This window comes from Isoptericola halotolerans, from assembly GCF_003003075.1.
GTDB lineage: Bacteria > Actinomycetota > Actinomycetes > Actinomycetales > Cellulomonadaceae > Isoptericola > Isoptericola halotolerans_A.
The window spans coordinates 96703-110429 of sequence record NZ_PVTX01000005.1 but is presented as its reverse complement, the minus strand read 5'-3'; the positions used below and the strand labels follow the sequence as shown (position 1 = coordinate 110429).

Genomic DNA, 13727 nt, shown 5'->3' with positions numbered 1-13727 from the left:
GCGGGCCGGCGAGCGTCCCGTGGCAGGTAGGCTCGAAGCCGTGGTCCCTGATGCCGACGCCCGCGCGCAGCCGCACTGGCACGCCGTCGACGCCGCCCCGCACGCCGGGGCACGTCCGGTGCGCAGCCCCGTGCCGGCGATCCTCGTCGTCCTGGCCGGCATCGTCCTGGCCGTGCTGCTCGGTATGACGGTCGGCGCGCGGCTCGGCTCGCTGACGATCGCCGCGACCCTCGCCGTGGCCGGAGTCTGGCGGGCCGTGTCGCCCTCCGGCCCCGTGGGCCTGGCCATCCGCAGCCGCGGGTTCGACGTCTTCCTGTGCTTGTCCGTGGCCAGCGTGATGGGCGTGCTGGCGCTGACCGCTCCCGGGGTCTGACCGGCTCGGTGCCCCGTCAGCCCTCGCGGCGACGCTCGGAGCGCCGCCGCGAGGGACGAGCAGGGACCGGGTCAGGGCCGGGTCGGGGGCTTCGGCTCGTCGCCGGTCTCCGACGCGTCGACGGGGGTCGTCGAGTCGGTGGTCTCGGTGCCGGCGGTCGCGGGGTCGGAGGTCTCGGCGACGGTGGTCTCCGCGGCGACCGGCTGCCCGGTCTCGTCGGCGACTACCTCCGTCTCCTCGACGACCTCCGTCTCGGCCACCGTCGTCACGGCGGCGTCGTCGGCCACCGCCTTGGCGGCGGCCACCTCGGCGACCTCCTCCAGCGTGCCCTCGGGCGGGTAGGTCGCCGTGCCCGGCTGCTCCTCCCAGCCGTCCGCCGGCGTGAGGGCCGGCATCGGGGCGAACGCCCGGGCGAAGAGCGCGGCCAGGGCCGCACCGGCCAGCGGCGCGACGAAGAACAGCCAGAGCTGCGGGCCGACGCCGCCGTCGCCCCAGGCGTCGGGGGAGATGACGGAGGCGAGCGAGCGGGCCGGGTTGAACGACGTGTTCGTGACGGGCCACGAGACGATGTGCAGCGCCGCGAGGGTCAGGCCGATCACCACGGGGGCGTAGGCCACCTTGGCGCGGGCGTTCGTCACCGCGAGGATGACGCCCACGAACACCACGGCGATGAGGACCTCGACGATCGCGGCGGTCGCGAGGTCGAACGTCGACTGCCCCTGGGTGAGCGTGAACAGCGGCGAGTGGTCGCCGTACCCGTTGGCGGTGGCGGCCAGGACCTCGCCCTTCGACGTGGAGCCGACCAACGCCGGGAAGGAGCCCGGGATGATGAGCAGGAGCAGCGCACCGCAGGCGGCGGCGCCGACGAGCTGCGCCAGCCAGTAGGGGGCGAGGTCGGCCCAGCTCGACCGGCCGGCGAGCGTGAGGCCGAACGTCACCGCGGGGTTGAAGTGGCCGCCCGAGATGTGGCCGAGGCCGGCGATCACCGCGATGAGGGCGATGCCACCGGCGAGCGCCACCGGGATGATCTGGCCACCGTTGAGGGCGTTGAACGTCGCCGTGCCGACGATGCCGAGCACGAGGACGAAGGTGCCGAACGCCTCGACGCACATCCGGGTGAAGAGTCGTGGCACCGGGGCGGCCTCGAGGTCGGTCTGTGTCGCGGTTGCCTGGGACATGGAGGTCCTTTGCTGGTCGTCGGGTGAAGGTCTCGTCGCGCCCTGCGGGCGCGGCGGCGATGCTGGCACCGGTTCCTGTGAGCCCCCTGAGCCTTCCGACTCCCCGAGTCCCAGGTCACAGCGCGGTCCCTCGGGGGCACGCTACCGGCTCGCGCCCTCGGCGGCAGCCCATCGCGCCGACGGGGACCGGACGAGCCAGGGGGTGACGGCACGGGCCAGGTGCGCCAGAGTAGGGGCCATGACGACACCTGTGAACGTGACCGTGACCGGTGCCGCCGGCCAGATCGGGTACGCGCTGCTCTTCCGGATCGCGTCGGGCGCGATGCTCGGCCCGGACACCCCGGTGCGGCTCCGGCTCCTGGAGATCCCGCAGGCCGTGCGGGCCGCCGAGGGCACGGCGATGGAGCTCGACGACTGCGCGTTCCCGCTGCTGGCGGGCATCGACATCCACGACGACCCGGCGCAGGGGCTCGCCGGGACGAACATCGCCCTGCTCGTGGGTGCGCGTCCCCGCGGGCCGGGCATGGAGCGCGCCGACCTGCTGGAGGCCAACGGCGGCATCTTCGGCCCGCAGGGCAAGGCCATCAACGACGGCGCGGCCGACGACGTCCGCGTCCTCGTCGTCGGCAACCCGGCGAACACCAACGCGCTCATCGCCGCGGCGCACGCTCCCGACGTGCCGGCCGAGCGGTTCACCGCGATGACGCGGCTGGACCACAACCGTGCGCTCTCCCAGGTCGCCGCCCGTGCCGGTGTGCCGGTCGCCGACGTCCGGCGCCTCACGATCTGGGGCAACCACTCCGCGACGCAGTACCCGGACCTGTTCCACGCCGACGTCGCCGGCACGCCCGGCGGGACCCTGACGGCCGACACGGCGTGGCTCACGGACGAGTTCATCCCGACGGTGGCCAAGCGCGGCGCGGCGATCATCGACGCCCGCGGCGCGTCGTCGGCGGCCTCGGCCGCCAACGCCGCGATCGAGCACACGCGCGACTGGGTCCTGGGCACCCCCGAGGGCGACTGGACCAGCGCCGGCGTGGTGTCGACGGGCGAGTACGGCGTGCCGGAGGGGCTCGTGTGCTCGTTCCCCGTGACGTCGTCGGGCGGCGACTGGCAGGTGGTGGAAGGTCTCGAGATCGACGCGTTCTCCCGCGAGCGCATCGACGCCAGCGTGGCGGAGCTGACGGCGGAGCGGGACGCCGTGCGGAGCCTCGGCCTGGTCTGACCCGCCGGACGGCGGCCCGGGCGCGGAAAAGGCGTCGAGATCCGTCGGCCCGGCGACCTAGTCTCGGGAGGTGATCGACGCGACCACCTCAGCACCGCCGATACCGGACGTCCCGGTCCCGGCCGACGACCCGTCACGCCGGCTGGACTGGCGGCGGCTGCGCAGCCCGGTCTCCACGGCGGCCGTCGTCGCCCTGACGCTGGGTGCGGTCGGTACCGCCGTCGGGACGGTGGTGGCCGGCGAGCTCGCCGCGTCGCCGGGGACCACCGGCGTCGTGCTGCTCGCCCTCTGCCTGGTGGGCGGCGCGCTGCTCGACGCCGCGGGTCAGGTCGCCTGGGCCGGTGTCGTGGACCGGGCCGAGGGTCGCCTGCGCGGCGACCTGCTCAGCGCCGCGCTGCACCAGCCGATCGAGGTCCTCGGCGAGCAGGCGGTGGGCGAGGTGCTGGACCGGGTCGACGACGACACGCACGCCGTCGGCGCGCTCGCCCGCCGCCAGCTGTGGAGCATGGGCCGGACCGTGGTCGGGGTGGTGCCGATCTGGGTGGTGGCCGGGGTCACGTGGTGGCCCGCCTTCTTCCTGTTCCCGGTGCTCGGGGTGGGCACGTGGTGGACGGTGCGGTCGCTCCTGGGGGAGATCGCGCGCCGCAAGGTGGTCGAGGAGCGGGCCTGGACGGACGACGCCGCCGTCCTGGAGGAGGGCGTCGCAGCGCGCGACGACCTGCGGACCGCGGGTGGTCAGGCCTTCGCGCTGCGCCGGCTGGCCGAGATGTCCGCCGTCGTGCACGGGGCGCTGCTGAACGTGGTGCGGGTGGAGACACGGATGATGGCCCGGGTCGGTGTGCTGCTGCACGCGCTGCTCGCCGGTGTCGTGGTGTCGGGCGTGGCGCTCGCCGTCGCGGGCGACATGTCCGTCGAGCGGCTCGTCACCCTGTTCCTCGTCACCTCGCTGTTCGTCGGGCAGATCGACCGGCTGGCGCAGCACCTGCCCGACCTCCAGGAGGGGCTCGGCGCGGTGGTGCGCATCCGCCAGCTCCTGGACACGGAGCCGGAGCCGGTGGGCGGGCTCCCGCTGCCGGAGCGGCCGCTCGAGATCGAGGTGCGGGACCTGGACTTCGCCTACACCGAGGGCACGTTCGCGCTGCGAGGCGTCTCGCTGTCGGTGCCGGCGGGGCAGACGGTGGCCTTCGTGGGGCGCACCGGGTCGGGCAAGACGACGCTCGCGTCGCTGCTGTCCCGTGCCGTCGAACCGCCCCGGGGCGCGGTGCTCCTCGGTGGCGTGGACGTCCGTGACGCCGACCTGCAGCAGCTGCGAGCCGGGATCGGGGTGGTCACGCAGCGCACCGAGATCGTCGCCGGGACGCTCGCGGAGAACATCGCCCTGTTCGCCGACCTGCCGCGTCGCGACGTCGAGGAGGCCGTGGTCGAGCTCGGCCTGACCGAGTGGGTGGCCGGTCTGTCCGACGGCCTCGACACCCTCCTGGGTCCGGGCGGGACGTCGCTGTCCGCGGGCGAGGAGCAGCTCGTGGCGTTCGCGCGGCTCCTGGTCCGGGACGTCCGCGTCGTCGTGCTGGACGAGGCCACGGCACGGATGGACCCGCACACCGAGGCGCGCGTGGTCGCGGCGGCCGACCGCCTCCTGACCGGGCGGACCGGCGTCGTCGTCGCGCACCGGCTCGGCACCGTGGAGCGCGCGGACCGTGTGGTGGTGCTGGACCACGGCCGCGTCGTGCAGCAGGGCCCGCGGGCGGAGCTCGCCGGGCAGGAAGGCGCGTTCCGGGACCTGCTGCTGGCGAGCCGCACCGGCGGGGACGACGTCCTCGACGGTCCCGCACCGCGCGCGGCGCACGACGTCGACGACGGCGACACGACCGCCGCGCGCCCCGGGGGGATCGGCGCCCGCCGGCGGACGGGGGAGCCGCCCGTGCTCGACGAGCCGGGCCACGGTCCGAGCCTGACCCGGAGCGTCCTGCACGCGCTGGTGACCAAGCCTCGCTGGGGCGCCGGCGGCGCCGTGCTGTTCCTGCTGGCGAGCTTGTTCGCCGCGCAGGGGGCGCTCGCCGGGTTCCTGTGGGGCCGCTCCGTCGAGTCGTTGGCGGAGGGCGGTGAACCGTGGCTCCTGACCGGGCTGCTCGCGGTGATGCTGATCGTGGCGCCGCTGTGCCTGGCGCTGGCGGTGCGGCTGTACCCGTCGTGGTGGATCGAGCTGCTCCTGCGGGTGCGGGTGGCGGTGCTCGAGGGCCAGACGCGTCAGCGTCGGCTGCGGCGGACGCCGCCCGGCGAGGTGGTCGCCCGGGCCCTCGACGCCGACCGGTTCGTCCTCTACGTCGACCGGTGGGTCGACCTGCTCAACGGGTTCGTCGTCGTGCTGGTCACCTGGCTCGTGAGCGGCGAGGCGCTGGCCGGCGTGGTGCTGCTGGCGGTCATGGGGGTGACGGCGGTCAGTGCGCTGGCCGGCCGGCCGATCGCCGGGCGGACCGCCACGCGGTCGGCAGAGGCCCGGGCCGGCTTCGGGCGAGCCCTGGTCTCGGCGCTGGACGCCGCGCGCACCGTGAAGCTCGCCGCCCGCACCCCGGACGTGCACCGGCACCTGCGGCAGGTGGACGCGGGCCGCGTGGGGGCCGCGATCCGGGAGCACCGGGTGCAGGCGGTGCTGGACGGCATCCCGACGGTCATGGTGCAGGCCGGCGTGGTCGCGGCGTGGGCGCTGCTGCTCGCCGGGACCTGGGACCTGGCGACGACGCTGCTCGTCACCGCCGCCGTGGGCGGGTTCGCCTACTTCGGCGTCGTCGCGGGCGCGGTCATCACCGAGGCGCCGGGCACGCGGAGCTGGTTGCGCGCGACGTCGTCGTTCGCGGCGGGCGCCGACCTCACCCGGCTGCCGGCCGGCGTCGACCTGACGGCAGGGACGGCGCCGGCGCCGGCACGGGTGCCGACGGGCACGGCGGTCGGTGCCGACCGGTTCGAGCGGCTCGCGCTGCGCGGGCTGGAGGCCGTGCACGACGACGGCACGATCGGTGTCACCGGCGTCGAGCTGGAGGTGCGGCGCGGCGAGCTGGTGCTGCTGCTCGGGCAGGTCGGGTCGGGCAAGTCCAGCCTGCTGTCCGCCCTGGCGGGCCTGATGGCGCACCGGGGCACGATCGCCTGGAACGGGACGGCGGTGACCGATCCCGAGGTGTTCCTGCGGCCGGGCCGGGTGGCCCACGTCGCCCAGGTGCCCCGGGTGCTGTCCGGGACGTTCACCGAGAACGTGCGCCTGGACCACGACCGGCAGGTGGCCGGACCGCTCGAGGCGGCGCGCATTGGCGCCGACGTCGCGGACGCGGGAGGCCCGGACGCGCTGGTGGGGCACCGGGGCGTGCGGCTCTCGGGTGGTCAGGTGCAGCGGCTGGCTCTGGCGCGGGCTCTGGCGACGGACGCCGAGGTGCTCCTCGCGGACGACGTGTCGAGCGCCCTGGACGCCGCCACGGAGATCGAGCTGTGGGTGTCGCTGCGCGAGCGGGGCACCACGGTGATCGGCTCCACCTCGAAGCGGGCGGCGCTGGCCCGGGCCGATCGCGTCGTCGTGCTGACCGAGGGCCGGGTGGCCGCCGTGGGGCCCTGGCGCGAGCTGGCGGCGAGGTGGTCGCACCTGGCCGGGTGACGCTGAGGCCTTGCTGCAAGCGTTCTGCAAGGTTACAGTCAGGGCGGCCAGTCGACGAAGGAGTCCCTCATGCGCCCACCCCTGCGCCGCGGTGTCGCGGCGCTCGCCGCCACCGCCCTGCTCGCCACCACCGCCGCCGGAGTCGCCGTGGCGACCACGGCGGCCGCCGACGAGGAGCGCACCGCGACGCTCGTCGGCGACCTCCAGACGGCGCTCGGGTGCGCCGAGGACTGGGACCCGACCTGCGCGGCGACCACGCTGGAGCCCGCGGGCGACGGCACCTACACCGCCGAGTACGACCTGCCGGCCGGCAGCTACGAGTACAAGGTCGCCCTCGACGGCGCCTGGGACGAGGCCTACGGACGCGACGGCACCGACGCCGACGCCCCGCTCGTCCTCGGCGGTGACGCCCGCGTCCGGGTCACCTACGACGACGCGACGCACCGCACCGCCCTCACCCCGCTCGGTCTCGCCGGGGAGTACGACGACGCCGCGGACGGCGGGCTCGTGGTGCCGCCCGTGCGCCAGGCCGGGTCCGACGAGCGGTTCTACTTCGTCATGACCGACCGGTTCGCCAACGGCGACCCGTCGAACGACACCGGCGGGCTCGAGGGCGACCGGCTCGACCACGGGTTCGACCCGACGGACAAGGGCTTCTACCAGGGCGGCGACCTGGCCGGTCTGCACGAGAACCTCGACTACATCGAGGGGCTGGGCACGACGGCGATCTGGCTGACGCCGTCCTTCCTCAACCGCCCCGTGCAGGGCACGGGCGACGACGCCAGCGCCGGCTACCACGGGTACTGGATCACCGACTTCACGCAGATCGACCCGCACCTGGGCACCAACGCCGAGCTCGAGGCCCTCATCGCCGACGCCCACGAGCGCGGCATCAAGGTCTACTTCGACATCATCACCAACCACACGGCCGACGTGGTCGACTACGCCGAGGGCGAGTACTCCTACGTCGACCAGGCCACCTCGCCGTACACGGACGCCGACGGCCAGGTGTTCGACCCGGCCGACGTCGCGGGCACCGCCGACTTCCCCGCGCTCGACGCCGCGACGTCGTTCCCGTACACGCCCGTCGTCGCCCCGGAGGACGCGGACGTCAAGGTCCCGGCCTGGCTCAACGACCCGACGCTGTACCACAACCGCGGCAACTCGACCTGGAGCGGGGAGTCGGTCACCTACGGCGACTTCGACGGGCTCGACGACCTGATGACCGAGCACCCGACGGTCGTGAACGGGTTCGTCGAGGTGTACCAGGGTTGGATCGACCTCGGCATCGACGGCTTCCGCATCGACACGGTCAAGCACGTGAACCCGGAGTTCTGGGAGACCTGGTCCGCCGAGGTCATGGACTACGCCCGCGCGCAGGGCAACGACGAGTTCTTCATGTTCGGCGAGGTGTACGACGCCGACGCGCGCCTGCTCTCGCCGTACGTGCGTGACACGGAGATGAGCTCGGTGCTGGACTTCGCCTTCCAGGCGTCGGCCACCAGCTTCGCGAGCGGCAACAGCGCCAAGGGCCTGGCGAGCCTCTTCGCGAGCGACGACCGGTACACCACCCCGGACACCTCGGCCGCGGCGCTGCCCACCTTCCTGGGCAACCACGACATGGGCCGCGTGGGCTTCATGCTCGCCAACACCGACGACCCGCTCGCCCGCGACGAGCTCGCCCACGAGCTGATGTACCTCACCCGTGGCCAGCCGGTCGTCTACTACGGCGACGAGCAGGGCTTCGCGGGCTCCGGCGGCGACAAGGACGCCCGCCAGACGCTCTTCGCCACGCAGGTGGACTCGTACGCGGACCAGCCGCTCGTCACCGGCGAGACCGCCGGCAGCCAGGACCGCTACGGGACCGACGCCCCGCTGTACGCGCACATCGCCGAGCTCGCCGCGCTGCGTGACGCGCACCCGGCGCTGGCAACCGGCGCGCAGGTCGAGCGGCACGTCGCCGACGGCGCGGGGGTCTACGCCTTCAGCCGCATCGACCGCGAGGAGAAGATCGAGCACCTCGTCGCGCTGAACAACGCGGCGGAGGCGCGTGCGGCGACGTTCACGACCCTCACGCCGGGCGCCTCGTACGACGTGCTGCACGGCGACGCCGAGCCCGTCACCGCGGACGCCGAGGGCACCGTGACGCTGGACGTCCCGGCGACCTCCGCCGTCGTCCTGGTCGCCGACCGCGCCGTGGGTGCCGACGCCGACGGCAGCATCGCCGTCGAGGTGCCGGCCGCCGGCGCCGCCGTGACCGGCACCGCGCCGGTCGCGGCGACCGTCGACGACGCGTGGGCCGAGACGTCCTTCGCCTGGCGCGAGGTCGGCACGGCCGAGTGGCAGCACCTCGGCACCGCCGAGGACACCACGCCGCGGGTCTTCCACGACGTCGACGGCCTGCCCGAGGGCACCCTCGTGGAGTACCGCGCGGTGACCGTCGACGCCGACGGTGACCGGTCGGCCGCCTCGACGTTCGCCTCCGTCGGGGTCGACGTCTCGGGTGCCGTCGGCGACGTCGAGCCCGAGCCCGAGATCGACATGGTCACGGTGCCCGGCAGCCACAACAGCGAGATGGGCTGTGCGGGCGACTGGACGCCGGACTGCGAGGGAGCCCGGCTGACCGAGCGGGCCGACGGCGTCTGGTCCGGCACCTTCGACGTGCCGGCCGGGGAGTACGAGTACAAGGTCGCCCTCAACGGCTCGTGGGACGTGAACTACGGCGCAGGCGGTGTACAGGGCGGAGCCAACGCGACGTACACCCATGACGGCGGCGAGATCACCTTCTTCTGGGACCCGGCGAGCAAGGACTTCTCCTCGACGGCCCAGGGGCCGATCGTCACCCTCCCTGGTTCGTACCAGGACCAGGTGGGCTGCCCCGCGGCGTGGGCGCCGGACTGCCTCGCCACCTGGCTCAAGGACCCCGACGGCGACGGCACGTACACCTGGTCGACCGACGCGCTCGACGGCGGCGCCTACGAGACGAAGGTCGCGCACGGCCTGAGCTGGGCCGAGAACTACGGCGTCGGCGGAGCGCCGGACGGCGCCAACTACTCCTTCAGCGTCGGCGACGGTGAGACGGTCGAGTTCTCCTACGACCTCGCCACGCACGAGCTGACGATCGAGGTGGCGAACCCACCGCTCGCCGGCACGGGGCAGCAGGCGGCGCACTGGGTGCGCGGTGGCCTGCTGCTCGCGCCCGCCGACCTGGGCACGGGCGACGGGTGGACGCTGTGGACGGCCCCGTCCGGTGGCCTCGAGGTGACCGACGGCGCGGTGACCGGCCCGGACGGCGGCGACCTGCCGGACGGCGCGGCCTCGTACGCCCTGGAGGCGGGCGGTGACGTGCCCGACGACGTCGCCGCCGACTTCCCGGCGCTGGCGGGCCACGCGACGCTCGTGCCGACGTCGGACGGCGAACCGCTGGACCGCGAGACCGTCGAGGCGCTGATGACGGGCCAGCTGCTGCTGACCCGTTCCGACGGTGACACGCTCACGGCCGCCACCGGCGTGCAGCTCCCCGGCGTGCTGGACGACCTGTACGCCGAAGCCGCAGCGAACCGTACATGGGGCACCGTCGTGCACCCGAACCGCAAGTGGGCGTCCTTCGCGCTCTGGGCACCCACGGCCCAGGACGTCGACCTGCTCGTCTGGCCGGAGGGCCGGGACCTGGACGCCGACCCCGACCGGTTCGACACCGCACGCCAGAGCGACGGGGCCTGGACCCTCGACGGCAAGCGGGAGGACAAGAAGTACCCCTGGGTCGGCGCCCGATACCGGTTCGCCGTCGAGGTGTACGTCCCCGGCACCGGTCAGGTGGAGACGAACGTCGTCACGGACCCGTACTCCGTCGCCCTGACGCGGGACTCGACCCACTCGGTGGTGGTCTCGTTGGACGACAAGCGCTGGCAGCCGAAGGTGTGGCGGACCACGCCGCAGCCGGTCGTGGAACGCCCCGTCGACCAGACGATCTACGAGCTGCACGTGCGGGACTTCTCGATCGCGGACACGACCGTGCCCGCCGAGCGGCGCGGCACGTACCTGGCCTTCGCCGAGGACGGCTCGGACGGCATGACGCACCTGCGCGAGCTGGCCGCGGCCGGCATGACGACGGTGCACCTGCTGCCGACGTTCGACATCGCCACGATCCCCGAGGACCCGGCCGACCAGGAGACCACCGGCGACTTGAGCGGCTACGCGCCGGACTCCGAGGAGCAGCAGGCCGCGGTGGCCGAGGTGCAGGCCACCGACGCCTTCAACTGGGGCTACGACCCGTACCACTTCACGACGCCGGAGGGGTCGTACGCGGTCCGGGCCGACGGCGGGGCCCGGGTGGCGGAGTTCCGCACCATGGTGGGCTCGCTCCACGACTCCGGCCTCCAGGTGGTGCTCGACCAGGTGTTCAACCACACGGCGGCCAGCGGGCAGGACGCGAAGAGCGTGCTCGACCAGGTCGTGCCGGGCTACTACCACCGGCAGGACCCCACCACGGGGGCCGTGGAGACCAGCACGTGCTGCCAGAACGTCGCCACGGAGCACGCGATGGCCGAGCAGCTGATGGTGGACTCCGTGGTGACGTGGGCCCGCGACTACAAGGTCGACGGGTTCCGGTTCGACCTCATGGGCCACCACAGCCGGGAGAACATGCTCGCGGTGCGCGAGGCGCTGGACGAGCTGACCCCGGCGGAGGACGGCGTGGACGGCTCCGCGGTCTACCTCTACGGCGAGGGCTGGAACTTCGGGGAGGTCGCCGACGGTGCCCTGTTCGAGCAGGCCACGCAGGGCAACCTGGGTGGCACCGGGATCGGCACGTTCAGCGACCGGCTGCGCGACGCCGTGCACGGCGGCTCGCCGGTCGACGGGTCCTCGACGTTCACGCAGGGCTTCGGCACCGGGCTGTTCACCGACCCGAACGGGCGGGAGGCGCGCACGGGTGAGCCCGGCACGGTGAACGACGGCGGGGACGACGAGGCGGCCGACCTCGGCCACCAGACCGACCTGGTGCGCCTCGGGCTGGCCGGCAACCTCCGGGACTTCTCGTTCGTGGCCTCCGACGGCGAGCCCACCCGGGGCGAGGACCTCGACTACCGCGGGTCGCCGGCGGGGTACGCCGACTCCCCGGAGGAGGTGGTCACCTACGTCGACGCGCACGACAACGAGACGCTCTTCGACCTGCTGGCGCTCAAGCTGCCGACCGAGACGTCGATGGCCGACCGGGTGCGCATGAACACCGTGTCCCTGGCCACCACGGCGCTGGCCCAGACGCCCTCGTTCTGGCACGCGGGCACGGACCTGCTGCGGTCGAAGTCCCTCGACCGGAACTCCTACGACTCGGGCGACTGGTTCAACGCCATCGACTGGTCGGGCCAGGACAACGGGTTCGCCCGCGGGCTGCCGATGGCCGCGGACAACGCCGAGAAGTGGCCCCTCATGGCGCCGCTGCTGGCCGACCCGGCGCTGAAGCCGGCACCGGCGGACATCGAGGAGGCGTCCGCGCAGGCGCGCGAGCTGCTGGCGCTGCGTGGGTCCACGGACCTGTTCCGGCTCGGGTCGGCAGAGCTCATCGAGCAGAAGGTGTCGTTCCCCGCGTCCGGTCCGGACGCCCTGCCGGGCGTGATCGCGATGTCGGTCGACGACACGGCCGGCAGCACCGACGTCGACCCGGCGCTGGACGGGCTGCTCACCGTGTTCAACGCCTCGCCGGAACCTGTGACGGTGACGCTGGACGAGCTCGCCGGTCGCGACTTCGCGCTGTCGCCGGTCCAGCGTGACGGGGCAGACGCCGTCGTGCGGGAGGCCACCTGGGACGCGGCGACCGGGCAGGTCACGGTGCCGGCCCGGACGGTGGCGGTGCTGGAGGACCCGCAGGGCTGAACAGCACGAGCTCGCTCGGAAAGCCCGCACCTTGACTTCGCGCAACGAAGTCAAGGTGCGGGCTTTTGCCGGTGAATGCCCGAAGTGTCGCGTCGTAGGTCGTGACCAGATCGTGATGCCCGCGCGTTGACTTCGAGACTCGAAGACAGGAAAGTTGTCCCCGGCCTCCTTCCGGAGGCTTCGGTCCGGCCCAACGGGCACTGGTGGTGAAGGTCGCCGCCGGAGGACCCTCGACGACGAGAAGGAGCGCGAGGATGCGACTCGGCAAGAAGATGGGCGTGGTCGCCGCGGGTGCGGCGCTGGCGCTCACCCTGACTGCGTGCGCGGGCGAAGGCGCGGGCAGCGACAGCGGCAGCGAGGACAACACCGAGGCTGCGGCCGACGGCGACCTCTCCGTGGGTGTGGCGATGCCCACCGAGACCTCGGAGCGGTGGATCGCCGACGGCGACGCCGTCAAGTCCGGCCTCGAGGAGGCCGGCTACTCCGTCGACCTGCAGTTCGCGGGCGACGACATCCCCACCCAGACCCAGCAGATCGACGCGATGATCACCGGTGGCGCCGACGCGCTCATCATCGCCGCGATCGACGGCACGGCCCTCACGAGCCAGCTCGAGGCCGCTGCCGCCGCGGACATCCCGGTCATCTCCTACGACCGCCTGATCCGTGACAGCGAGAACGTGGACTTCTACGTCTCGTTCGACAACTACAAGGTCGGCGTCGCCCAGGCGACCGCCCTGCTGTCCGGGCTCGGCCTGACGGACGAGGCCGGCGAGCCCACCGGTGAGGAGGGCCCGTTCAACGTCGAGCTCTTCGCCGGCTCGCTGGACGACAACAACGCGCACTTCTTCTGGGACGGCGCGATGGACACCCTCAAGCCGTTCATGGACGACGGTTCGCTCGTGGTCCCCTCGGGCCAGACGGACATCGACCAGGCCGCCACCCTGCGCTGGCAGCAGGAGACCGCCCAGAAGCGCATGGAGGACCTGCTCACCTCCACGTACAACGACGGCACCGAGCTGCACGGCGTGCTCTCGCCGTACGACGGCCTCTCCCGCGGCATCATCACGGCGCTCCAGGGCGTCGGCATGGGCCCGACGATGGAGGAGGGCCTGCCGGTCGTCACCGGTCAGGACGCCGAGATCGCCTCGGTCAAGCTGATCCAGGACGACGTGCAGCAGTCCACGATCTTCAAGGACACGCGCAAGCTCGCCGACCAGGCCGTCGTCGCCACCGAGGCCTACCTCGCGGGCGAGGAGCCCGAGGCGAACGACACCGAGACCTACGACAACGGCGTGAAGGTCGTGCCGTCGTACCTGCTCGAGGTCGACACCGTCTACGCGGACAACATCACGGAGCTGCTGGTCGACAGCGGTTACTGGACCCAGGAAGAGATCGACGCCGGTCAGGCCGAGTGATCCGATCCTGACCACCGGGCCC

Annotated in this window: 6 protein-coding genes; 5 read left to right on the top strand and 1 reads right to left on the bottom strand. The window is 73.4% G+C overall.

Going from position 1 to position 13727, the window contains the following annotated elements:
- Window positions 1-40: 40 nt before the first annotated feature.
- On the top strand, window positions 41-373 hold the full coding sequence (locus BCL65_RS08645; protein ID WP_106267108.1) for a DUF3017 domain-containing protein: 333 nt from the start codon (window positions 41-43) through the stop codon (window positions 371-373).
- Between the two features lie 71 nt (window positions 374-444).
- Here BCL65_RS08645 and BCL65_RS08640 read toward each other — a convergent pair whose 3' ends face one another.
- The gene (locus BCL65_RS08640) at window positions 445-1551 is read right to left on the bottom strand and encodes an aquaporin (RefSeq protein WP_106267106.1); all 1107 of its coding nucleotides are present in this window, start codon (window positions 1549-1551) and stop codon (window positions 445-447) included.
- Between the two features lie 238 nt (window positions 1552-1789).
- Between BCL65_RS08640 and BCL65_RS08635 the strand changes: the two genes are divergently transcribed.
- From BCL65_RS08635 to chvE, 4 genes are all read left to right on the top strand, one after another.
- Complete coding sequence (locus tag BCL65_RS08635) at window positions 1790-2776, top strand: malate dehydrogenase (protein WP_106267104.1); 987 nt, start codon at window positions 1790-1792, stop codon at window positions 2774-2776.
- Window positions 2777-2846: 70 nt separating this feature from the next.
- Window positions 2847-6416, top strand: coding sequence for an ABC transporter ATP-binding protein (locus BCL65_RS08630; RefSeq protein WP_207767693.1), 3570 nt, complete (start codon window positions 2847-2849; stop codon window positions 6414-6416).
- Between the two features lie 69 nt (window positions 6417-6485).
- Window positions 6486-12290, top strand: a complete 5805-nt coding sequence (gene pulA, locus BCL65_RS08625; protein ID WP_106267102.1) for a pullulanase-type alpha-1,6-glucosidase — start codon at window positions 6486-6488, stop codon at window positions 12288-12290.
- 254 nt (window positions 12291-12544) lie between these two features.
- Window positions 12545-13705, top strand: coding sequence for a multiple monosaccharide ABC transporter substrate-binding protein (chvE, locus tag BCL65_RS08620; RefSeq protein ID WP_106267100.1), 1161 nt, complete (start codon window positions 12545-12547; stop codon window positions 13703-13705).
- Window positions 13706-13727 lie beyond the last annotated feature (22 nt).

Bases quoted from the DNA above. Each gene is read 5' to 3' on its own strand.
- BCL65_RS08640 (WP_106267106.1), bottom strand. From the start codon at position 1,551: ATGTCCCAGGCAACCGCGACACAGACCGACCTCGAGGCCGCCCCGGTG.
- BCL65_RS08635 (WP_106267104.1), top strand. From the start codon at position 1,790: ATGACGACACCTGTGAACGTGACCGTGACCGGTGCCGCCGGCCAGATC.
- pulA (WP_106267102.1), top strand. From the start codon at position 6,486: ATGCGCCCACCCCTGCGCCGCGGTGTCGCGGCGCTCGCCGCCACCGCC.
- chvE (WP_106267100.1), top strand. From the start codon at position 12,545: ATGCGACTCGGCAAGAAGATGGGCGTGGTCGCCGCGGGTGCGGCGCTG.